The following is a 21,958-nucleotide window of genomic DNA, read 5'->3' as shown; positions in this document are numbered from 1 at the left end:
AGGCAAGTGATGAAGCGAGTTAGTGTTACATAATGTACATAAGAGGGGGTGTTGGCATGAAGATCTTTTTACGAATTCTATTATCGCTCGGCATTGTTGTTGCAATTGTAGTTGTAGGAGTTTTTGGATTGCGGTTTTACAATGCGGAGCATTACGGTTGGGGTGATGAGGAAGTGCCTGAATATCATCGTTATGAAGCCTATCCAGATGCATTTGCTGGTGGAGTGGTAGAGCACTTTGAAAGTGGGATGGCGAATGGGTTTCATTTTATTCCGGATGAGCCAATCGCAGCTGAGCCGATTATCGTATTCGGCGGATCTGAAGGGAGTAGTAATTTCGAAGTAGCAGAAAACATTGCATCAAAAGGGTATGAAACGTATGCTTTGTTTTTCTTCGGTGCACCGAATCAGGCGACAACCTTGAACAGAGTCCCATTAGAATTCTTTGGTGATTTTTTAATTCATTCGGATTTGGAAGGTGAGCCGATGACAGTCATCGGTTATTCAAAAGGCGCTGAACTCGGACTTAATTTGACGAATTATTATGAAGAAATAAATCATTTAGTGTTGTACACACCGAGTCACTATACGTACATGGGCTTAGACTTTAGCGAAGCTGCTGGTTCATCATGGACGTATGATGGAGAAGAGTTGCCATACATTAGTTTTAATCAAGCGGATTTTGGACCGACGATGCGAATGATGGTCGATATGCTTGTTGCTAAACCTATTGCATACCGAGAGACGTATGAATCTGCGGTGAAGAACTCGGATAATACTGAAGAAGCTCGGATTGATACGTCGATGTTTAACGGGAAAGCCTTACTCTTTGGTGCGCGTGAAGATGCGATGTGGCAAGGAGACGAAGCGGCTGAGATAATTGCAGCAGAAATCGGAGATAACGCGGAAGCCGTCATCTATGAAGACGCAGGTCACACATTCGGAGGACCGGTGAATCTTGGTGGGATGGCATTGGGCGGTACAGAAGAAGCAAATGAAGAAGCGAAAGTGCATAGCGATCAACAGCTTTTTAGGTTTTTAGAAGAGAATGTTCAACACTAACGCCTGTAAAATAAGGAAGAAATTCCGTTTTACAGGTTTTTTTGCGACAAAATTATTAAGATTTTACGTATAGAAAACAATCAATGTTAGAATTAACAGATAAAATTGGGCGATAGGAGGTAATCGATATAGCAACGACTTCAGAATTGTCTCCGCTTGCACCCGAAGATCGCTGGCATTCCATTGACATCATTCGGGGAATCGCACTACTTGGGATTTTCATCGCGAACATTTCGCTTTTTCAAATTCCTCATTTGTTTATTTCAGACCCTCCATTGAGCGAAGGCAGTGATCAGTGGATTCAGCTATTCATTGACCTTTTTATTCAAAATAAATTCTTTTCATTGTTTGCCATTCTGTTTGGGCTTGGGTCGTATATCTTTCTAAGTCGTGCACAAGAAAAAGGCAACATGTATCGCAAGTTATACATAAGACGGATGCTCATTTTATTTTTCATCGGTTTACTTCATCTAATTTTTATATGGTATGGCGATATTTTGCATAGTTACGCGGTGGCAGGGGTTGTGTTGTTAGTATTTTATCGAAGAAAATTGAAGACAATCATCGTATGGATTTGTTTATTTGCCAGTCTATTGTTTCTGTTAGTGGTAGCAACGCTGTTCGTACCTCAGGAAAAACTTGAAGCTGGGATTGAAGGAACAAGGGATGCAAATGCTGTACAAGTCGAACAAGCCGTTTCGGTTTATCATAACGCAAGCTATATCGACTGGATTGTTTATCGATTTAGTCATGAAGTCATTCCGGTTCTAAAGAGTACTCCATTTTCAATGTTGACGGCATTGTTTATGTTTCTACTTGGTCTTTCTATTGGCAAATCGAAGTTGGTCTCCCATTTTGAAGAGAAGAAAAGCTTTATAAAGCGTTTGTGGCTAATCACATTCATACTGAGTCTAACCATCAGTGGGGTCATGTTTTCACTTTACTTTGATATGTTTGACCTAGGCGCCCGAAGTGATGTCTATATCCAAATGTTTATGATGTTTAGTGCGATTAGTCACTCATTATTCTACTTTTCTTCATTATTATGGTTATTGCAAAGCAGTCGTTGGCAGAAGATCCTAAAGCCATTTCAGTTTGTAGGTAGAATGGCTCTAACCAATTATTTGTTGCAGTCCATCATCGGTGTAGGATTCTTTGCAGGATTCGGGTTGTTTGGCTCTTTGAATCTACGATTAGGATTGGCGGTTGTTGTCGTTGTATTCCTAATTCAAATACTGGTGAGCTATTACTGGCTAAAAGCATTTCATTACGGACCCATGGAGTGGCTATGGCGTACGGCAACGTACGGGAAAAGGCAACCGCTAAAAAAACGATGAGAACATCAACAGCTAGATGAATAGGAGTGTAAGCTACATGAAGAGAGAGATGAGTGTCGTAGAATTAGAATTCGCAAAATCTATGAAATCAGTAGCAAGAAACTTAGAAGTGAAAGAGCATATTCAACATTCTGATTTGTTATTTCCGTTGTTACAACGAGCGGCAAAGCGATTTGTAACTGGGGAAACGAAATCCGATGCGTTGGCGATTGGTGAGGAGCTACTAGATAAAGGTTATCGGATTTCCCTCGAATTTATTGGTGAAAACACGACGACACGTGAAGAGTCCATACGAGCGAAAGACGAATTTTTAGCGCTAATCGTAGCGTGTCGCGAAAACGAATTTGAAGCGAGAGTTTCTTTTGACTTGTCTCATATCGGTTTGCTCGTTGACCTTGAATTCGCAGAAGAGAACTTGAGGGAATTAGCGCAAGCGGCCGAGAAACAAGACATTCATCTTATGATTAGTATGGAAGAATCTTCGAAAACCGATGATATACTAGCTGTATACGAAAACGTTGCGTTCGATTACACGAACGTCGGTGTAACTATTCAAGCCCATTTGCATCGCTCGAAATCAGATCTAGAAACATTACTTCAGTTTAAAGGACCTGTACGGATTGTAAAAGGTGCGTATGAAGAACCTGAAGATCTTCATATTGCCCGTTCTGATGAGCTAAATGAACGTTATGTAGAATTGGTTAGAATGTGTGTGAAAGAAAGAAAGGCTGTATCGATCGCTACGCATGATGAACACATTCTTAGTCACATTCAAGAAAAAGAGTATTTCAGCTATGAATGGATTGAGGCAGAATTTCTATATGGGGTTCGTCCTGAATTAAGCGAAAGCCTAAAAGCAGACGGAGCTTCTGTAAGAATTTACCTTACCTATGGAAGTGAATGGTACCTTTACCTTGTTCACCGTATTGCCGAGTACCCTCCGAACATTTATCAAGCATTTACGGATCTCATTCAAGGGAAATCAGATGCGTTAAAGCAGTATTAATCATTCATTGAAGTGCAAGAGGGAGATAATCATGATCCGTAACTCAGCAAAAGCCATCATCATTGACGACAATTGTGTATTATTAACGAAGAACGAGGATCGTGACGGTTACTTCTATTTGTTTCCAGGAGGCGGTCAAGAGCACGGTGAAACACTCCAACAAACGCTCATTCGCGAATGTAGAGAAGAAGTCGGGAAGAAAGTTGACGTACGAGAGTTACTTCACCTTAGGGAGTACATTGGAAAACATCATGAATTCGCGTCTTTCGATGGGGATGTGCATCAAATTGAGTTTTATTTTGCGTGCTCGATCATTGGCGACGAAGTGAAGCCAAGCAATCCAGACTCACACCAGGTCGGGATGGAGTGGATTCATAAAGACCAACTACCATCGATTCGGTTATATCCAAAAGCACTTGTAGCCCAAGTCTTACAAACAGATGAAGCGGTTATCTATTTGGGTGATGTGAATTAGAAATGAACGTATACTAGATGAGAGGAGTAGTTTAAGTGATGCCTTTCCAACTGTTACTATTTGCAGGGATTTGTTATGTGGGTTTGTCAATTATAGATCAGAACGTCACTCGTCATTCATTCCTCATAGGAAGCAACTATGAAGAGGTGTTGCAAGCGGCTCGTTCGCTATTGCCTGTTCTTCTTGGCTTAGTAGCAACTTGGGTTATGGATCGAATGCGATCGATACGCCAGTTTTTAAGAAGACGATTGGTTTGATCAATAGGGGGAATCATATGATTCAATTATTCGGAAGGTCAATTCAGTTTGAACGGTTTGTTGTACCATTTCTCATTCTTTGTAGTGTCGTCATCATCGGCTTGAATCTTATTTATACGACACTGTTCCATGTTCCGTTTATGAACTGGACGACAGGAATGTCTGTCGCCCTGCTCGTTTTTGCTACATATTTGCATAGGATTAATTAGCATGCTGTTGACTCTCAACAGCTTTTTTTGATTTCGAATTACATCATTCCTGGCATTCCACCCATCTAAGTAAGAGGGGGAGTATCACAACGATTGTTCTCTTCGTTTTTGTTGGAATTCTTCTCTCACAAGCTCGGTATGCTCGCCGATCTCTGGGATTGGTTGCATAACAATATCAAAGTCTTCACTGTTGATCGGTGGAAGCAGCGCGTCAACAAAACCAACGGGGCTGCCAACTTTCGTCCATCGTGAACGTTCTTTTAATTGAGGATGATTTCGAAATGCAGTCATATCGTTAAGGTTGGCATTGGCAATAGAAGCTGAATCGAGCCGTTCGATCACATCTGCTGAAAGAAGGTTTTGCAGCTTCTCTTGAATGATTGCTCCTAAACGTTCTTTGTTGGCGAGGCGGCGCGCATTATCCGCAAAGCGAGCATCGGTCGCTAGCGTCTTGTCCTCAAGGATTTTTTCACAGAACATTGCCCATTCTCGATTGTTCTGTACGCCAATGAAAATCGTCTTATCTGACGTTTCAAAAGGGCCGTATGGATAGATGGATGCGTGCGCTGCACCGGTACGGTTCAACTTCTTATCACCAATCCCTTCATAGTACATTGGAAATCCCATCCATTCCCCGAGTGCCTCAAGCATTGAAATGTCTAAGTGAGTCCCTTTCCCGGTTTGGCCCCTTGCGATAATAGCTGAAAGAATGCCGCTAAAAGCGTACATCCCAGCAGCGATATCAGCGATGGAAATGCCCGTTTTCGAAGGGGTGTCTTCGGTCCCGGTAACAGAAACAGCACCTGTTTCACATTGGATGAGTAAATCATACGCTTTTTTATTCGTGTAAGAACCGGTTTCCCCGTATCCAGAAATGCTGCAAGTAATTAAGTTCGGATACTGTTCACGAAGTGGCTTACTACTAAACCCGAGTCGGTCGATTGCCCCAGGCGCTAAGTTGTGTAGGAAAACATCGGCCTGACTCAAGATCGAATCTAGTAGTTCTTTATTTTCTTTATCCTTTAGATCAAGGACGACGGATTCTTTAGAACGATTAAGCCAAGTGAAAAAACTCGACATACCATTCACGGTATCATCGTAACCTCGAGCAAAGTCACCTTCAGGACGTTCGATTTTTATGACGCGAGCACCTAGGTCCGCTAGTTGGCGGCTTGCAAATGGGGCGGCGACTGCTTGTTCGATTGATACGACAGTAATGCCTTTTAGTGGTTGCATACGCTACGCCTCCTTCATTTAAGTTAGTCATAGTCTATCGATCCCTCTTATGAAGAACAATCGCAATCTTGCATAAGTTAGATTCAGAATTTGCATCGATGCGTTTTTGTTATGCATTCTATGCACAGTTGCGATTGTTTTCTGACATTTAAAACGATTACAATATAAGAAACAAAAGGAGGGTGTCGCATGGTAGTCAAACATGATGAGGTGGATGTTGAGACACTACGAAGCGAAGTTCGTGCGTTGCTTCGTGAGTTTCCAAATAAATATTGGAGAGATTTAGATCTAATCCGCGAGTATCCGTATGAGTTTGTGAACACGTTAACGGAGAAAGGATATTTATCGGTATTAATCCCAGAAGAGTACGGTGGAAAAGGGTATGGCATTACCGAAGCTAACGTTGTTCTTGAGGAAATTCATCGAAGCGGCGGACATGCAGCTGGTTGTCACGCTCAGATGTACACGATGGGTGCGCTTTTAAAGCATGGAAGTGAAGCGCAGAAAAAAGAATACTTACCAGGCATTGCAAAAGGCGACATTCGTTTTCAGTCGTTTTCCATTACAGAACCTCAAGCGGGTTCGAACACATCGGCTATTGAAACGGAAGCTGTGAAGACGAGCGATGGTTACATTGTGAATGGACATAAGAACTGGACGAGTCGCATTGAGCAGTCGGATTTATTAATGCTACTCGCACGAACAACTCCACTTGAACAAGTAGAAAAGAAAACAGATGGCATTAGCTTATTTCTTATCGATCTTAGGGAAATACGAGCAAATCAACCAGATTCCCTTGCGATTGAGCCGGTACGAACGATGTTCAATTACGCGACGAATAAAATCTGGTACAAAGACATGCACATTCCAAAAAAGGCGCTAATCGGAGAAGAAGGAAAAGGTTTTAAGTACGTACTTGATGGGATGAATGCAGAACGAATTTTGCTTGCTTCTGAAGCGATTGGCGATGGGTATTTCTTTATTGATCAAGCGACGAATTATGCAAACGAACGTGAGGTATTCAATCGGAAAATTGGTTCTAACCAAGGCATTCAATTTCCAATTGCAAAGGCATATGCCAATGTTAAGGCAGCAGAAGCCATTCGAGACAGAGCCGCAACGAAGTTTGACCAAAACGAGAAGTGCGGGGAAGAAGCGAACATGGCGAAGTATTTGGCTAGTGAATCGAGTTGGGAAGCCGCAAATGCGTGTATTAACACATTCGGCGGCAACGGTTTTGTTGATGAGTACGATGTAGAGCGGAAGTTCCGTGAAACGAGAATGTATCAAGTCGCCCCGGTGAATAACAACATGATTCTTTCATACCTCGGACAACATGTCTTAAAAATGCCTCGTTCGTATTAACGGAGTGTAGGTGGTGGAAGTCCAACACCATCTGCTTGAAGTGAGTCGCGGCATTGGAAAGAAAGCCTTGTTTTTTGTGGATGAAGTAGATCGGGCGTTCCACTTTGAAGTTCTCAACAGCAACTTTCTGAAGACCGGTCATTGATAAGGAATCGACAATCGACTCAGCCATAAACGCTACACCTAAGTTGGCTTTGACCATTCCGATAATGCTGTTAATCTCGAGTCCTTCGTAGGCGATGTTCATCGACTTGTTTTTGTCCGCGAAAGCTGCGTCGAGTAATTTCTTAAGCTCGGTTCCGGGACTGTATTGAATGAGCGGTTCCTTGGTTAATTCATCAAGAGTAACGGCTTGATCTCTTTTGGCAAACGTATGATTAATGGAAACGACGAGTACGAGATTGTCTTTGAACAGTTGTTGGTATTCTAGCTCGGCGAATGTTTGGAACTGTGTGGCAAAGCCAAAATCGATATCATTCGTTAATAAACTTTTGATAATGGCATTGGCGTTCACTTCTTGTAAGGAAAGAGAAAATTTCGGTTCGTGTTCTTTTACCGTCTTTAGCAATTTAGGAACGTACGCAATTCCCAAACTGTGGACAAATGCAATCGATACGCTCCCAGATTCAGGATCGACCATGTTTGAGATTGACGTTCGTGTGTGATCCCAGCGCTGAAGAATTTGTTTTGCTTCAGTAAGAAATGTCTTGCCGAAACGATTAAGAACAATCTTTCGGTTTCTACGGTCGAACAATGGAACACCTAATTCTGTCTCTAGTGATGTGATCGAACGGCTCAATGCAGGTTGTGAGAGCATTAGCAGATCAGCAGCTTTTGTCATGCTGCCTTGTTCAGCGGTAATAATGAAGTTTTTTAGTTGAGACATATCCATAGCGTTCACTCCAATGATGTATAAACATTCGTTATTTTTATACTACTGCAACGTTTGTGAATAATAAATAGGAAGGGTGTTGAATGTGACAGTTAATGAAATCAAGCAAGGGTGGAATGGAAGGTTCTATGAGGATTTTGAAATCGGAGATGTTTACCCTCACCCGCTAGGCAAAACCGTAACAGAAACAGATAATCAATGGTTCACATTACTCACACAAAATACAAATCCCATCCACTTTGATAGAGTTTACGCAGAGCAAACGGATTTCGACCGAGTGTTAGTCAATTCGGCATTTACGATTGCGCTTGTCACAGGTCAATCAGTGTCAGACGTTTCCCAAAACGTCATGGCAAACTTAGGTTGGGATGAGGTGAAACTTCCTAATCCGGTTTTTGAAGGCGATACGATTCATTCCTATAGTGAAATACTAGAGAAGCGAGAATCAAAGTCTCGAGATAACGTAGGTATCGTTCGAATTAAGACGTATGCTATAATCAAGACGGCAAAATTGTCATTCATTTCCTTCGCACAATGATGGTTTACAAGAAAGATTACGCGCCAAAAGAAAAGCACGAACTTTTGAATAAAGTGTTGAAACAACAATGATTCGACCACTTTCTTGGTTGTTCGTTCCGGCGAGTTCAGAGAAATTAATCACAAAAGGCATTGAGTCAGACGCCGATGCAGTGATTTTTGACTTAGAAGATGCGGTAGCAAAAGAGAGTAAGGCTGATGCTAGAGCGATGCTCATTTACGCGTTGCAACAACAATCACCACAACATCTGTTTATTCGAATTAACGATTTAGAAACGGAGTATTGGCAAGACGATTTACGAGCAGTTGAAGAGCTTATCAGCTATTCGTTAATGGTTCCAAAAGTAACGAGTGCAAAAGACATTCAAACGATTGAGGCGCAAACATCGAGATGCAACGAGATCGTACCAATTATCGAAAGTGCTGAAGGTATGTGGAATGTGATGGAAATTGCAAAGGCCTCTCCAAGCATTCGTCAATTAGCGTTTGGTGCGGAAGACTATTGTCTAGATTTGAGCATTGAGAAAACAGAAGATGGGACTTCATTACTTCATGCCAGATCACAAGTCGTCCTTGCATCGAGAGCCGCAGGACTAGAGTCACCGATCGACTCTGTTTATACGGATTTCAAAGATTCAGATGGCTTCCGAAAAGAAAGCACCGTTCATAAAGCGCTCGGCTTTCGAGGGAAACTATTAATTCACCCGAATCAAATTGAACACCTTCATAGTATTTATTCAGTAACGAGTGAAGAATACACAACAGCTAAAACGATTAAGAAAGCCTTCGAAGACGCTCAACAACAAGGGATAGCATCAATCCAAGTCGATGGAAAAATGGTCGACTATCCTGTCTACGATCAAGCTATGAAAATGATAGATCAATATGAGACTAAAAAAGCGAAACGGCTCTAGAGCCGTTTCGCTTTTTTAGGTCAAGGAGCGCGTAGCAAGAGAGGGCGAGCGCGGAACAAGAGCAGAGAACTATGCGATATAAAGCTAAAGAACCTTGTGAATTAAGTATCCCACTATAGACCTTAAAAAGGATAGTACGATCGTCTGAAGCGGAAAAATTCTATAGTAGGTGATCATTTAAATTCTAAAAAGAGGGAACAAAATAACAACTTGTTTTGCAGAAAATTGTCATTCTAAAACTTTGTTTGAAAACTTTTATTATAAGTTGATAAATTATTTTTTGCATTGCTTTTCTATAATTTATCACATAGAATATAGGGCGTTGTCCCATATAATATTATATAAAAATATTATTTAGTATTTGGTTAAACGTAGCTACATATGAAACTCGGTTAGTGAAGGATTGGATGTTATGTCATTACAGGTTATCGGCTTTGCGCTCGTAGTGCTTAGCATGGTTTTAATGCTTGGTAAGTGGATTCGCGTCAAATCGCCATTGCTGCAAAGACTTTTCTTGCCAAGTTCGTTAATTGGTGGTTTTTTAGCTCTGTTCTTAGGACCAGAGGTATTAGGAAGATTTTTCTCCTCAGAGGGTTCAACTTCTTATGGGTTATTTACGGAAGAAATGATGGACGTTTGGTCTCAACTTCCGGGTTTATTAATTAATGTCGTGTTTGCAACGTTATTCATTGGCTTTGTACTTCCAAAACTATCTGAAATTTGGAGAGTCGGTGGACCACAAATTTCACTTGGTTATGTGATGACGTGGGCACAATATGCAGTGGGTATTTTGCTTGCAATGACAATTCTTGTACCTGTTTTTGGTATGAGTCCTGCAGCAGGTGCTTTGATTGAAATTAGTTTTGTCGGAGGACATGGTACGGCTGCTGGTTTGCAAGAAAGTTTCGTTTCCTTAGGGTTTGAAGAAGGGTATGATTTAGCTTTAGGTCTTGCGACTATTGGTCTTTTGACTGGTGTAATCATCGGAATCATCATGCTTAACATTGCTGCTCGTCGCGGGAAATTGTCAACGCTATCACACCCTGATGAGCTGTCGTTTGAACAACAATCAGGAATTATTGACGTTGAAAACCGTCAATCTTCTGGAAAGCAGACGACTTCAAGCGTATCGATTGAGCCATTGGCTTTTCATTTAGGTCTCGTTGCGATCGCCATTTTTATCGGTTATTGGATTTTGGAAGGGCTTCTATGGGTTGAGCAAGTCACTTGGTACGCAGCATCAGGTATAGAGTTAATTGCCCACGTTCCGTTGTTTCCATTTGCAATGATCGGCGGTATTATTTTGCAAGTGTTCATGTCTCGTTTTGATAAGAAGTCGTTGGTTGACCGCGAGACGGTTTTACGCATTCAAAACACAGCACTCGACTTTTTAATTCTTAGTGCATTAGCGACACTTAGCTTGTCTGTTATTGGGGCAAACATTTGGGAGTTCATTATTCTAGCGGTTGCTGGTATTGTAATTAACGTCGTCTTGTTCCTGTATCTTGCTCCTCGTATGATTCCAAGTCATTGTTTGAGCGTGGTATTGGTGATTATGGACAATCGATGGGGGTTGCGGCAACTGGAATCATGCTTATGAAAATCGTCGATCCGAAACAAGAAACACCAGCAATGAAAGCGTTTGGATATAAACAGGTCTTCTTTGAACCGATGGTCGGTGGAGGTCTCGTAACAGCAGCGGCGATGCCGTTTATTATCCAGTTCGGTTTAATGCCGTCGTTCATTGGTGTAACTGTCTTAATGATTTTATTTTGGATACTAGGTGTATTCTATTTTGGAAAACAAAAATCAGCGTAGGGGTGATTCCCTTGCTGATTTTTTGTTGTGATGTTTTGGTTATCAGTTGCCAAAATTGTCGTGCGGCGACAGATTGATGTGAGTCTTTCAATTTAATAATGGAAGGTCCCATCACATCATCAAAATCCTTAATCGGTCTAAGTGTAATGGAGTCATATGGTATTGATAGGCACTGGACTGGAATAACAGAGGCACCCATTTCTTGGCTTACTAGCTGGATGACCATTTGAATATCTTTGCATCAATAATAACGTTTGGTTCTACTTGCTTATTTTGAAAAGCACTCTTAATATTTTCTGTTAATGATAAGCTTTCAAGTGGTGGTAGTGTTTGCGATGCTGTTTAATATAATCTAATAAAAAATTTGAACAAGACGAAGAGACACGATGTGTGCCGGCATCTCCGTTCTCATTTTCGGTAACTCGTTGCTTCATGTCGTCCATTTCATTAAGGAGTGACATGCATAGTCGCACATCGTTAGGGGCAAGGGGCGATTGGTTTCGGAACATTTATCTCAGTATATTTTATTGGTGAAATCCTCAGCTGGTTGATTAAACTTTATCAAAAACCTCTAAAGGCTTGGTATGTCTAGGATGATTTCTCTCTCAATTTTAATGCACTAGAAACTTTTTCCTTTTCCGAAACGTAGGTAATAACGATGGAGGGGGAATCAGTGATGAGTGAAACTTCTACTGAAAAGCGTGAGGGAGTAGCAAAGATTAGGTCTTGGCGTGTCATTGTTGGCTTTAGCTTACAAGCGTTTGCGTGGTGATGGCCTTCATAATGATCGATCCTTTGTTTGAGGAAGGTGAAATCTTATTCTATCTGTTTATACAACTCACGTTTGTAATTCCGGTATGGTTTTTAGGAACTGGCGTACGAAATGGATTTCATAATCTTAAGCAACGATTGTGGTATCATACTCGGATTTTCTTTTATCTTGCCTTGTTTTTACCTTTCTCTATAGGCGGATTCATGTGGTTATTTGATCTTCAAGAAAATACGTTAAATCGAGGCGATGAGCTTTATATGATGTTGTACGCGAATGACTCATTCATGTGGCTGATCGTTATTCTGTTTATCGTCTTTATTATATCAGTAGCTCCGCTTATGTCTGGTGAAGGTATAAAACAAAAACGTGTGCTTATTCCCTTCTTTACGAGCTTACTGATGTTGCCTCTGTTGATTTTTATATCATGGGATCATGTTCGTGTGATTGATCATGATGGCGTGTCGATCGTATCATTCGCGGAGCGGCAAGAAGCAACTTGGCAAGAAGTGGATCATGTCGTTGTTGAACCTTTTATCCGGAGGAATCCAGGTACGACTAATGTGCCCCCTTCGAGAACAGCATTATTTGCCATCCATGTTGTGGAGCAATCAGGAGACGTGTACACGTTTGATAACTTTGGCTTTAACAATGATAAGATGAGTCAAGCCTTAGAAGTTAGGAGCCACGTTGTAGGCAAGGGAATTCCGTTCTTCGTTCAACAACCAACGGAAGATCAATGGAGCTTTATGATTATTGAATTGGAAAACGAAGATGTTGATGAACGGAAGTTCCAGCAACTATTCACACCTGATCCGCAATAATCAATAAGAAGTTGCACCTCCTCAGATAAATTCTGATTTGACTTATTATTCAATCCATTCTATACTTGTGCCAGAATTAAATAACCTTAACTAGGGGAGCCCAATGAGCTGGGCTGAGAGGGAAGCGCAATGAAGCTTCTTGACTCTTCGGACCTGATCTGGATCATGCCAGCGTAGGGAAGTTATCTATGAGTCATTACTTCTTGTATGGATAAACCAGGTCGATTTATTGCGATCTGGTTTTTTGTATGCTCTTGATCTCGTCCTTTAGGAATTAGTTTGAAGGAGAGGCTTAAATGACAAAAAGTGTGCAACAAGAAAACATTGAAATGTTGACTAGTTTGAAGGTAGTAAGAAGGTGTATATTCAAGGTTCCCGTCCTGACATTCAAGTGCCGATGAGACAAATTTCGTTAAGTCCAACCATTCATGAAGACGGCAGGGAAACGCACAATGAACCGCTTCTCGTCTACGATACGAGTGGACCATATACGGACGAAAACGCTCATATTCAGTTAACAGAAGGGCTGCCAGCTATTCGGGAAAATTGGATCGTAGAAAGAAAGGATACACAAGAGTATGAGGGACGCCGAATAAAGCCTGAAGACAATGGAGCTCGTAGTGAATCATCGACGTATGATCAACAACAAGTAGAATTCCAACATACCGTTCGTAAAGCGCTACCAGGTCAATGTGTGACCCAACTTCATTATGCCAAAAAAGGCATGATCACGCCTGAGATGGAGTTCATTGCCATTCGTGAACAGATGGAACCGGAGTTTGTTCGAGAAGAAGTTGCCAAGGGGCGGGCGATTATTCCGTTGAACATTAATCATGTGGAAAGTGAGCCGATGATTATCGGTCGAAACTTTCACGTCAAAATCAATGCGAACATTGGTAACTCGGCTGTTTCGTCTTCGATTGAACATGAAGTAGAGAAGATGACGTGGGCAACCCGTTTTGGTGCAGATAACATTATGGACCTTTCAACCGGAAAGAACATTCATCGAACGCGGGAGTGGATTATTCGTAACTCCGTTGTTCCAGTTGGGACGGTTCCGATTTATCAGGCACTGGAGAAAGTAAACGGTGTCGCTCAAGATCTGACTTGGGACGTTTATCGGGATACACTCATTGAGCAAGCGGAGCAAGGTGTAGATTATTTTACGATTCATGCGGGTGTTTTATTGCGATATGTTCCGTTAACGGCGAATCGATTAACGGGCATTGTTTCTAGAGGTGGATCGATTATGGCTCAATGGTGCCTTGCTCATCATGAAGAAAGTTTTCTGTATACGCACTTTGATGAGATTTGCGAGATCTTACGCGCCTACGACATTTGCATTTCGCTCGGTGATGGCTTGCGTCCAGGATCGATTGCGGACGCGAATGACGAAGCGCAGTTCGCTGAACTTGAGACATTAGGTGAATTAACGAAGCGAGCGTGGCAATACGATGTACAAGTTATGGTCGAAGGGCCTGGGCACGTGCCGATGCATCTCATTAAAGAAAATATGGATAAGCAGTTAGAAGTGTGTGACGAAGCCCCGTTTTACACGTTAGGGCCGTTAACGACAGACGTTGCTCCAGGCTACGATCACATTACATCTGCGATTGGCGCAGCGATGATTGGGTGGTATGGTACAGCGATGCTTTGCTATGTGACGCCTAAAGAGCATTTAGGCTACCAAATCGTGACGACGTTCGAGAAGGGGTCATTACGTATAAAATCGCCGCACATGCCGCAGACCTTGCTAAAGGTCATCCGGGAGCTAGAAAACGAGATGATGCCTTATCGAGAGCGCGGTTTGAATTCCGCTGGCGCGATCAATTTCACCTTTCGTTAGATCCAGATCGGGCGATGGCTTATCATGATGAAACGTTACCAGCTGAAGGAGCAAAGACAGCTCACTTTTGTTCAATGTGTGGTCCGAAATTTTGTAGTATGCGAATTTCTCATGATATTCGCAAGCTTACCACGTCACAGTCAGAAGAGATTCAGACCGGCTTAAAAGAAAAGGCAAATGAGTTTGTTGATGCGGGTGCGAAGTTGTACCGATAATCAGGAGGGAAATCGATGGATGGTAGAGTGAAGCAAATCGAGCACCTCATTGAAGAGAAGAAAGTCGAAGTAGAACAACTTGAAGCAACGCTTGAACACATTCAACAGCAGTGTTCGCATCATTTTAGTGGAGATGAGTTGATGAGACGCTGTTTAACGTGTAATAAAGTAGAAGTACTTTATTATTAATAGTTGCATACGCGGGAGTTGTTCTTTCATGGACAACTCCCTTCTAGATGTTCGTTGCTCATTGACTTATTTCACTTTTCTGTCTAGACTGAACGTATTAAGCCTACTAAATAGGTAAGAATACATATAGATTAGAGGAGATTGAATGAAAAGACGGGGCATAACAACTTTTGGAACAGCGGTCGTTTTAGGGGCGCTTGTTGCTTGTAGTTCACCTAGTGCAGTTGAGGAAAGTGCAAGTGAAAGCGAGAGCAGTGAGGTAGAGCAAGAGCAAAGCGTTCGAGATGAATTGAACATTGCCCAAACGGCTCAACCGCCTACGCTTGATACTGCGCAGACGGTTTCTGCGGTTGCGCTCGATATTGCAGGAAACATTTATCAACAGCTGTTTCAATTAGATGGGAACTATGAGCCGCAACCGATATTAGCGGAGTCTTATGAGTTAAGTGATGATGGTAAAACGTATACGATTGCGCTTCGTAAAGGTATTCAATTTCACAATGGGGAGGAAATGACAGCAGAAGATGTGGTCGCATCGATGAATCGCTGGTTAACAGTTTCCTCCAGAGCGAAAGAATTGTTAGACGGTGCGACGTTCACTGAAGTAGATCGTTATACTGTGGAATTAACAGTCGAGCAAGCCACGTCAGACGTTCTTATTCTGTTAGCTTCACAAGCACAATTCCCATCGATTATGCCAAAAGAGATTGTTGAATCCGCATCTGCAGATGGCTTCGAAGAATACGTAGGCACAGGACCGTATCAATTCGATGATTGGCAACAAGATCAGTACATCCGTCTCGTTCGAAATGATGATTTTCAGTCTTTAGAAGGGGAGCCAAGTGGTTTTACAGGAGAAATTAATGCGCCAACAGAGGCGTTAACATATCACTTCGTGTCGGATCATTTCACGAGAATATCGGGCTTGCAGACTGGCCTTTATGACATTGCCGACAGTATTCCGTTAGAAAACTACGATTTACTTGAAGAAGATGAAAGCATTGAGATTGAATCGGTTCCTGGGGGGACGTTAACGGCGTTTTTCAATACGAACGAAGGTGTTTTATCAGATGAAGAGCTTCGACATGTCGTACTTGCGGCACTCGATAACGAGGAAATTATGCTTGCAAGTTATCCGCTGCCCGAATTGTTCTCTCTTGATCCTGGGTATTTAAATGAAAATCAGGAGCAGTGGGCGACCGATGCTGGGGCCGACTATTACAACCAAGCGGATCCTGATTTAGCGATGCAACTCCTAAAAGAAACGGATTATGATGGTGAAGAAATTACGATTCTTACAACACCTGACTACAATGAAATGTATAATGGTTCTCTCGTTATTCAAGAGCAATTGCGCAACATCGGTATGAATGTTTCCGTAGATACATTTGATTTTGCGACGTTTTTAGAAACGAAGGATGATCGTAGTCGCTGGGATTTGTTTTTGGCGAGCACGGGTTACCAATTAACGCCACCACAGCTTTTAGCTGTTACACCAGAATGGGCGGGTCTTGATGATGAACAAGTAAGGTCAGGGTTAATGGCTGTTCGCGAAGCAGCATCACAAGAGGAAGCAGCTGAGGAGTGGGCGAACGTGCAGCAGTACTTATATGAAATCGGCTCTTCGACTGTACTCGGGCATTACGATTCATTTGTCGCTGTCCATGAGGATGTTGAAGGCTTTGAATTGTTTGAAGCCCCAGTCGTTTGGAATGCAAGCATTAAAGAGTGACGGACGTTAAAACGCTCATGAGCATTCTCATGAGCGTTTTAAGTATGTTTGGTTGAAGGGAAATTTAGGCTGATCCTGCAGCAGTTGTTGGTGCCCGATCTTGAAGTCGCACCATAAATAATACGCCAGCAACAATAAACAACACCGATTGAATGAGCGTTGCCCAAGTGTCACAATGAGCATGGTAGCGCCAATGATTAACAAGCGCAGTCCTGCTTTACGCGTCGATTTCTTAATGTGCAATGTAGTAATAATTACGAGTATGAGTCCGATGAAATGAACGGCGAATACGAACCAGGCGAATGCTTGTGTGCCGACACCCGGCAATGGGAGTTGTGCTGAAACCGTTGCAAACGATAAGCTGATAAGTAGAACCGCAGTGACAAACAGTTGCAACGTAAGCCCTACGCCAAGCAAAAGAAACTCTGGGAGTCGTTTGATGATGATCACCTCCTAGTAGTAGCATACTACAAAGAAGTTGTAATCATCACAATACTAATGAAAATGTAATTGTACGGGAAGTATGAGTCTTTACAATTAAGAAAATGAAGAATTGATCTTATGGGATGTGTGAGAATGAAAGCAGTTATTTTTGATATGGATGGAACCTTATTTCAAACAGATCGAATTTTAGAAACATCATTAGAAGATACGTTCGAACAGTTACGTCTACAAGGTGAATGGGAAGGTGAAACCCCACTTCAATTGTACCGGGATATAATGGGGGTTCCTCTACCTAAAGTATGGGAAACACTGCTTCCTGACTGCTCTGGAGCAACAAGAATGTATAGTGATCAGTATTTTTTAGAACGACTTATCCGTAATATTGGAGAGGGTTTAGGCGCATTGTATCCAAATGCGTTAGACGTACTTGAAAAACTAAAGGCAAATGATATTCAGATATTCGTTGCAAGTAATGGTTTGAAGAAGTACTTAGAATCAATCGTTTCCCATTTTGCATTGGATCGTTTTGTTGCAGGTACATATAGCATTGAACAAATTGAATCCTTGAGTAAAAGTGACTTAGTAAAAACCATTCTCAAAGAGCATTTCGTAACACAAGCGATCATGATTGGTGATCGGATGTCGGATATTCAAGCGGCTAAAGACAATAATCTTCTTTCGATTGGTTGCCGTTTTGATTTTGCTCAAGAAGGAGAGTTACAGTTTGCGGATGTCGTTATCGAGGACTTGTCCGAGGTGCCACAGATTGTCACTCATCATTTTCAGTATCAACCATTGTCAGCGTATTCGAAAGAAGAAGGTTAATTGATCACTTAGGCGGGTAGAGACGAATAGAAAAGATACGAAGAGGGTGACGATCGATTCGAAGCAAAGCAATTCTATTCTTCCTAAGTACGGCAATGCTACTATCTGCTTGTGGTGCATTCGGGAGCCCAGCACCTACAAACGAACCAACAGTAGATGGTACAATTGTAGATATTCAATTGAGTGATGACGATCAGACGCTTAATCTTCTAGTGTTATCTCAGACTTCAAGTGAAGAAATCATACTTCAACTTCACCCTGAATCAGGAATTATCTTAGATGAAGATGAGGAGATTATTTCAATAGAAGAACTACAAACAGGAGACACACTGCAAGGTTGGATCGGTGTTGATCAGACTGATGATATCGAGGCAGAACAAAAAGATGAAATTTCTGTCACGACTGTGCAGAGAATACGTTAAACGCAAACAAAGGAAGCTCGGTGTTGTACCGAGCTTCCTTTGTTGTGGAATAAAAGGATTTAAGTAGTGCCTAGCGAAAGTGAAAGGTAGCCATATTCTTATGTGGGGTGTTCAATGCAATTATCAACGTATGCAAAGGTTATTGTTAAAAATGGAATTGCTGTGCAGTCTGGTGATCTTATTAAAGTGAACTTCAACCCTGAACATTTGCCGTTGGTTCGTGAAATAACAAAAGAAGCTTATTTGTCAGGTGCATCGTATGTGAAGCTAGATTTGCGTGATCCAGAAGTTGAGCTTGCTCGGGCTCATTACATAGGTAGTCCGTACATACATCATTATCCTGATTCACTCGTACAATCCGAGTGGACGGATCTAGAAGCTGGTTACTCCACGATCTCAATAACAGCACCGTCGTTTGAAAAGCTAGAGTCGAATTTGCTACGAAAAAAAGCTGCCAAGCTCATAGAGGTTAAAGCAAAAGCAATGGCACCGATTCGCAAAGTTGGAATGGAAAATCGAAACAAATGGGTCGTCGTTAACGCGCCGACAGTTGCGTGGGCAAATGCAATTTTTCCAGATCTAGAAAGTGATCAGGCGTTTCATCGTTTAAATGAACTTCTAGGTGACATTCTAAAATTGTACGAAAAAGATCCAGTAGCGTCGTGGTGCCATCAAGATTGTGATGATTGGTGATGAAATCATGGATGTTTATGGCTTGAGTGACAATAAGAAGATTCCTATTATGAAAAACGGTGAATGGTGTTTTACGATATGAAACATAGGAGCGATAACAATGAGCAAAAAGCAACTAGAAGAAGCACTAGAACTGCAAAAGCAAGGAAAGTTTGCGGAATCGAATGTAATCCTTAATGACCTTATAAGTAACACGAATTGCCATGGTGACGTTTACTATCATTATGCATCCAATTGTGATTCGCAAGGGAATGAGCGAGAAGCGGTTGGCTATTATGAAAAAGCGATACAAGAGGGCTTATCAAGCGAAGACTTACAAGGAGCATACTTGGGGCTAGGAAGTACATATCGTACACTTGGGATGTATAAGGAATCTGATAAAACGTTAAGAAAAGGCATTGAGTCGTTTCCTAATGACTATGCGTTAAAGGTATTTCATGCATTAACGTTATACAATCTAGGAAACTATGAATCTACAACGCAACTACTGCTGCAATGCATCACTGAAACGACGAACGATGCAGAGATTTTACGTTATAAAAAGGCACTCGAGTTTTATGCGCCTCAATTAGACCAAGTGTGGTAGGTATTCAAGATGATCGCGAGTAAAATTCACAGTTTTGTGTCATTTTTATATACCGTCATGGGGTATTATGAAACAAAGGGGTGAAATGATGCAGAAAACGTACGAGGTTGGGATCTTGCTATTTGATTATGTTGATGTGTTAGATTTCGCAGGGCCATTTGAAGTGTTTAACTTAACGGTCTTTAAAGAAAGCGATGTGAACAAGTTATTTACGAATCAATTAGATTCTAAGCCTTTCCGCGTTAGTACGGTATCAGAAGACGGTCAAACGGTAACTGCACACAATGGCTTACGTGTAACACCTGATTATTGTTTTAATAATCATCCTGCTTTTGACATTATTATTGTACCAGGTGGTCCCCTTAAAGCGATGCAACTTGTGCAGCAGAATAAAAAGATAATTAATTGGATTAACGTTCATCGTGAACAGCTCGTCGCTTCAGTGTGTACAGGAGCCTTTTTCCTCGGGCAAGCAGGCTTATTGTCAGGTAAGCAAGCGACGACGAACCGGGTAGCCTTATCGATGCTAGAGCATACCTTTGAAGATGTTGAAGTCATTCGTGGAGTAAAGTATGTCGATGCGGGGCAAGTCATAACTTCTGCCGGGATCTCTGCAGGCATTCAAATGTCATTGCATGTCGTCGAAAGGTTGTTTGATGAGGAAACGGCGAAGCGAACCGCACGAACGATCGAAATCGATGAGTGATAAAGACACGTTAACGAAAGGTTTAGAGCCTATGTTAACGTGTCTTTTAACAGGAAGGAATTGTAAAGAGTTTGGGAACAGGTGAAACGAATAGAGTAAGGTGACGTATAATAAGATAAGAAAGTTTACTAGAAAGGTCATGTTGTTTTTTAAATAGGGAGGGCTACTTGAACGGAGGAGAAGGCGTATGCACATAAGAGAAGTTCAACGTGAGGATGCTGAGCGTTTACGTACTCTCATCTCAACGGTTGAATCAGAAGCATCGTTTATGCTCATGGAACCAGGAGAACGAAACCTTACGATTGAACAGCAAGAATCAATGATTCAACACTTTATTGCTAACGGCCATTCGACGATTGTGCTTGCAGAATATGAAACTAAGCTTATCGGATACGTGATTGCTATTGGGGGAGAAGTACATCGAATTAATCATTCCCTCCGACTTGTCATAGGGGTGCTGCAGTCGTACAGAGGGCAAGGTATCGGGCAGAAGTTGTTTGACTACATGGACAGTTGGGCGAAACAACGTGGTGTCGTTCGAATGGAGTTAAGCGTCGTAACAGTGAATGAACGGGCAATACGGCTTTATAAAAAGTGTGGATTTACAATTGAAGGTGAAAAAAGAAAGTCGCTACGCATCGATGATGTGTTTTACAATGAATATGTCATGTCAAAACTCTTACATACGTAAGGTTCTCTTTGGCATTAAGTCTCGGACAATCATGAAGGAGAATTGGATGAACTGGAAAAACATTTGGAAAGGCATTGCAATGGGGATGGTCGAAACGGTACCAGGCGTAAGTAGTAGTACCATTGCGATGTTAGTAGGCATTTATGAAAATATTATTGGGTCAATTAGTGACCTTACGTCAAAGCATTTTAGGCGAGCTGTATTGTACTTAATTCCTGTCGGAATCGGAATTGTCATTGGTTTTCTATTGTCAATTCAACTGGTTCAGTTCTTTTTAGATAACTATCCAGTCCCGACGCACTTCTTATTTATCGGCCTTGTTATTGGAATGCTTCCGTTTATCTGGTTTAGTGGAATGCGCCATTTTGGAAACGCTAAAAATATTCCTTATCAAGGAAAGCATTACGCACTGATGGTGTTGTTCTTTATCCTCCTCGTTATGTTGAACGTGGTGTTTGCACCAGAAAAGACGATTATGACCGATCTAGTGTTTACGGATTATTTGTTCCTGTTCTTTTCTGGGTGGCTTGCAAGTATTGCGCTCGTGTTGCCCGGGATCAGTGGCGCGTTAATTCTCATGATTCTTGGTGCGTATTATACGGCCACAAATGCGATTACTGCCTTGCAAATTGATGTGATCGCCACGGTTGGAATGGGTGTTGTTATTGGTGTGCTCATTACTGGGAAGCTTGTACGGTTTTTGTTGCAGCACTACCGACAAGGCACGTATGCAGGAATTGTTGGGCTTTTAGCGGGATCAATTATCGTGCTTTTCATTGGTATACCAGAGACAATCGGTCAGGTGATTGCGAGTGTGCTGCTTCTAATCATTGGTTTCTTGTTCTCGTATTTAATTAGTCAAAGGCAAAAAATGTAACGATCGTTGGAGAGCGGGCATGCGAGTTGCCC

General features: G+C 41.8%; 23 protein-coding genes, 2 pseudogenes and 1 riboswitch. Of the genes and pseudogenes, 22 read left to right on the top strand and 3 right to left on the bottom strand.

The window, feature by feature from the left end:
- Window positions 1-56: 56 nt before the first annotated feature.
- The 6 genes from JCM19038_RS15435 (at window position 57) to JCM19038_RS15410 (ending at window position 4,345) form a co-directional block, all read left to right on the top strand.
- Window positions 57-1,061 carry an acyl-CoA thioester hydrolase/BAAT C-terminal domain-containing protein gene (locus JCM19038_RS15435; protein WP_042419738.1) on the top strand — a complete coding sequence of 335 codons (1,005 nt, stop codon included), beginning with the start codon at window positions 57-59 and terminating at the stop codon, window positions 1,059-1,061.
- 146 nt (window positions 1,062-1,207) lie between these two features.
- On the top strand, window positions 1,208-2,398 hold the full coding sequence (locus tag JCM19038_RS15430; protein ID WP_042419735.1) for a DUF418 domain-containing protein: 1,191 nt from the start codon (window positions 1,208-1,210) through the stop codon (window positions 2,396-2,398).
- A gap of 37 nt (window positions 2,399-2,435) precedes the next feature.
- Window positions 2,436-3,404, top strand: coding sequence for a proline dehydrogenase family protein (locus JCM19038_RS15425; RefSeq protein WP_238554454.1), 969 nt, complete (start codon window positions 2,436-2,438; stop codon window positions 3,402-3,404).
- 31 nt (window positions 3,405-3,435) lie between these two features.
- Window positions 3,436-3,879 carry an NUDIX domain-containing protein gene (locus JCM19038_RS15420; RefSeq protein WP_042419733.1) on the top strand — a complete coding sequence of 148 codons (444 nt, stop codon included), beginning with the start codon at window positions 3,436-3,438 and terminating at the stop codon, window positions 3,877-3,879.
- 35 nt (window positions 3,880-3,914) lie between these two features.
- Window positions 3,915-4,136 (top strand): hypothetical protein, encoded by a 222-nt coding sequence (locus JCM19038_RS15415; RefSeq protein WP_042419729.1) that lies wholly within the window; start codon window positions 3,915-3,917, stop codon window positions 4,134-4,136.
- Window positions 4,137-4,153: 17 nt separating this feature from the next.
- The gene (locus JCM19038_RS15410) at window positions 4,154-4,345 is read left to right on the top strand and encodes a hypothetical protein (protein WP_042419726.1); all 192 of its coding nucleotides are present in this window, start codon (window positions 4,154-4,156) and stop codon (window positions 4,343-4,345) included.
- Window positions 4,346-4,429: 84 nt separating this feature from the next.
- Here the strand turns inward: JCM19038_RS15410 and JCM19038_RS15405 are convergent, their stop codons facing one another.
- Window positions 4,430-5,581, bottom strand: a complete 1,152-nt coding sequence (locus JCM19038_RS15405) for a CaiB/BaiF CoA-transferase family protein (RefSeq protein ID WP_042419724.1) — start codon at window positions 5,579-5,581, stop codon at window positions 4,430-4,432.
- Between the two features lie 189 nt (window positions 5,582-5,770).
- Here JCM19038_RS15405 and JCM19038_RS23885 point away from each other — a divergent pair, with 189 nt between their 5' ends.
- Window positions 5,771-6,946 carry an acyl-CoA dehydrogenase family protein gene (locus JCM19038_RS23885; protein WP_042419722.1) on the top strand — a complete coding sequence of 392 codons (1,176 nt, stop codon included), beginning with the start codon at window positions 5,771-5,773 and terminating at the stop codon, window positions 6,944-6,946.
- Between the two features lie 31 nt (window positions 6,947-6,977).
- Here the strand turns inward: JCM19038_RS23885 and JCM19038_RS21990 are convergent.
- Window positions 6,978-7,832 (bottom strand): annotated as a pseudogene (locus JCM19038_RS21990) (LysR family transcriptional regulator); the annotation flags it as partial.
- Between the two features lie 91 nt (window positions 7,833-7,923).
- Between JCM19038_RS21990 and JCM19038_RS15395 the strand changes: the two are divergent.
- From JCM19038_RS15395 to JCM19038_RS15370, 8 genes and pseudogenes are all read left to right on the top strand, one after another.
- Window positions 7,924-8,376, top strand: coding sequence for a MaoC family dehydratase (locus JCM19038_RS15395; protein WP_238554453.1), 453 nt, complete (start codon window positions 7,924-7,926; stop codon window positions 8,374-8,376).
- 67 nt (window positions 8,377-8,443) lie between these two features.
- Window positions 8,444-9,289: a CoA ester lyase gene (locus JCM19038_RS15390; protein ID WP_042419719.1), complete on the top strand. Its 846-nt coding sequence runs from the start codon at window positions 8,444-8,446 to the stop codon at window positions 9,287-9,289.
- A gap of 412 nt (window positions 9,290-9,701) precedes the next feature.
- Window positions 9,702-10,889: a sodium/glutamate symporter gene (locus JCM19038_RS15385; protein WP_307190049.1), complete on the top strand. Its 1,188-nt coding sequence runs from the start codon at window positions 9,702-9,704 to the stop codon at window positions 10,887-10,889.
- The gene (locus JCM19038_RS25150) at window positions 10,886-11,107 is read left to right on the top strand and encodes a hypothetical protein (RefSeq protein ID WP_307190048.1); all 222 of its coding nucleotides are present in this window, start codon (window positions 10,886-10,888) and stop codon (window positions 11,105-11,107) included. The genes JCM19038_RS15385 and JCM19038_RS25150 overlap by 4 nt, the downstream gene beginning before the upstream one ends.
- A 783-nt stretch (window positions 11,108-11,890) precedes the next feature.
- Window positions 11,891-12,700 (top strand): hypothetical protein, encoded by an 810-nt coding sequence (locus JCM19038_RS15380; protein WP_042419716.1) that lies wholly within the window; start codon window positions 11,891-11,893, stop codon window positions 12,698-12,700.
- 82 nt (window positions 12,701-12,782) lie between these two features.
- Window positions 12,783-12,897: riboswitch (TPP riboswitch) on the top strand.
- A gap of 200 nt (window positions 12,898-13,097) precedes the next feature.
- Window positions 13,098-14,599, top strand: a pseudogene (gene thiC / locus JCM19038_RS15375) (phosphomethylpyrimidine synthase ThiC); the annotation flags it as partial.
- Between the two features lie 177 nt (window positions 14,600-14,776).
- Entirely contained in the window at window positions 14,777-14,950 is a 174-nt protein-coding gene (locus JCM19038_RS22415; RefSeq protein ID WP_152549476.1) for a serine protease, read from the top strand.
- Between the two features lie 145 nt (window positions 14,951-15,095).
- Window positions 15,096-16,682: an ABC transporter substrate-binding protein gene (locus tag JCM19038_RS15370; protein WP_042419713.1), complete on the top strand. Its 1,587-nt coding sequence runs from the start codon at window positions 15,096-15,098 to the stop codon at window positions 16,680-16,682.
- Window positions 16,683-16,709: 27 nt separating this feature from the next.
- On the opposite strand, the gene JCM19038_RS15365 is transcribed toward JCM19038_RS15370, so the two are convergent.
- Window positions 16,710-17,132 (bottom strand): hypothetical protein, encoded by a 423-nt coding sequence (locus JCM19038_RS15365; RefSeq protein ID WP_042419711.1) that lies wholly within the window; start codon window positions 17,130-17,132, stop codon window positions 16,710-16,712.
- A 126-nt stretch (window positions 17,133-17,258) separates the two neighbouring features.
- Here JCM19038_RS15365 and JCM19038_RS15360 point away from each other — a divergent pair, with 126 nt between their 5' ends.
- The 7 genes from JCM19038_RS15360 to JCM19038_RS15330 all read left to right on the top strand — a co-directional run bounded on the left by JCM19038_RS15360 (window position 17,259) and on the right by JCM19038_RS15330 (window position 21,926).
- Window positions 17,259-17,951 carry an HAD hydrolase-like protein gene (locus tag JCM19038_RS15360; protein WP_042419709.1) on the top strand — a complete coding sequence of 231 codons (693 nt, stop codon included), beginning with the start codon at window positions 17,259-17,261 and terminating at the stop codon, window positions 17,949-17,951.
- 95 nt (window positions 17,952-18,046) lie between these two features.
- Window positions 18,047-18,373, top strand: coding sequence for a hypothetical protein (locus JCM19038_RS15355; RefSeq protein WP_042419707.1), 327 nt, complete (start codon window positions 18,047-18,049; stop codon window positions 18,371-18,373).
- 114 nt (window positions 18,374-18,487) lie between these two features.
- A complete protein-coding gene (locus tag JCM19038_RS15350) occupies window positions 18,488-19,066 on the top strand; it encodes an aminopeptidase (RefSeq protein WP_042419705.1) in 579 nt (192 codons plus the stop codon).
- A 100-nt stretch (window positions 19,067-19,166) separates the two neighbouring features.
- Window positions 19,167-19,652, top strand: a complete 486-nt coding sequence (locus tag JCM19038_RS15345; protein ID WP_042419703.1) for a tetratricopeptide repeat protein — start codon at window positions 19,167-19,169, stop codon at window positions 19,650-19,652.
- Between the two features lie 88 nt (window positions 19,653-19,740).
- A complete protein-coding gene (locus JCM19038_RS15340; protein ID WP_307190047.1) occupies window positions 19,741-20,358 on the top strand; it encodes a DJ-1/PfpI family protein in 618 nt (205 codons plus the stop codon).
- A gap of 187 nt (window positions 20,359-20,545) precedes the next feature.
- Complete coding sequence (locus JCM19038_RS15335) at window positions 20,546-21,049, top strand: GNAT family N-acetyltransferase (protein ID WP_042419698.1); 504 nt, start codon at window positions 20,546-20,548, stop codon at window positions 21,047-21,049.
- Window positions 21,050-21,095: 46 nt separating this feature from the next.
- Window positions 21,096-21,926 (top strand): DUF368 domain-containing protein, encoded by an 831-nt coding sequence (locus tag JCM19038_RS15330; RefSeq protein ID WP_042419695.1) that lies wholly within the window; start codon window positions 21,096-21,098, stop codon window positions 21,924-21,926.
- Window positions 21,927-21,958: the final 32 nt, after the last annotated feature.

It is taken from the genome of Geomicrobium sp. JCM 19038 (assembly GCF_000698125.1).
In the GTDB taxonomy this organism is placed as follows: Bacteria; Bacillota; Bacilli; order Bacillales; family Marinococcaceae; genus Geomicrobium_A.
The sequence above is the reverse complement of the archived record's forward strand: the minus strand, read 5'-3'. Positions and strand labels throughout refer to the sequence as shown.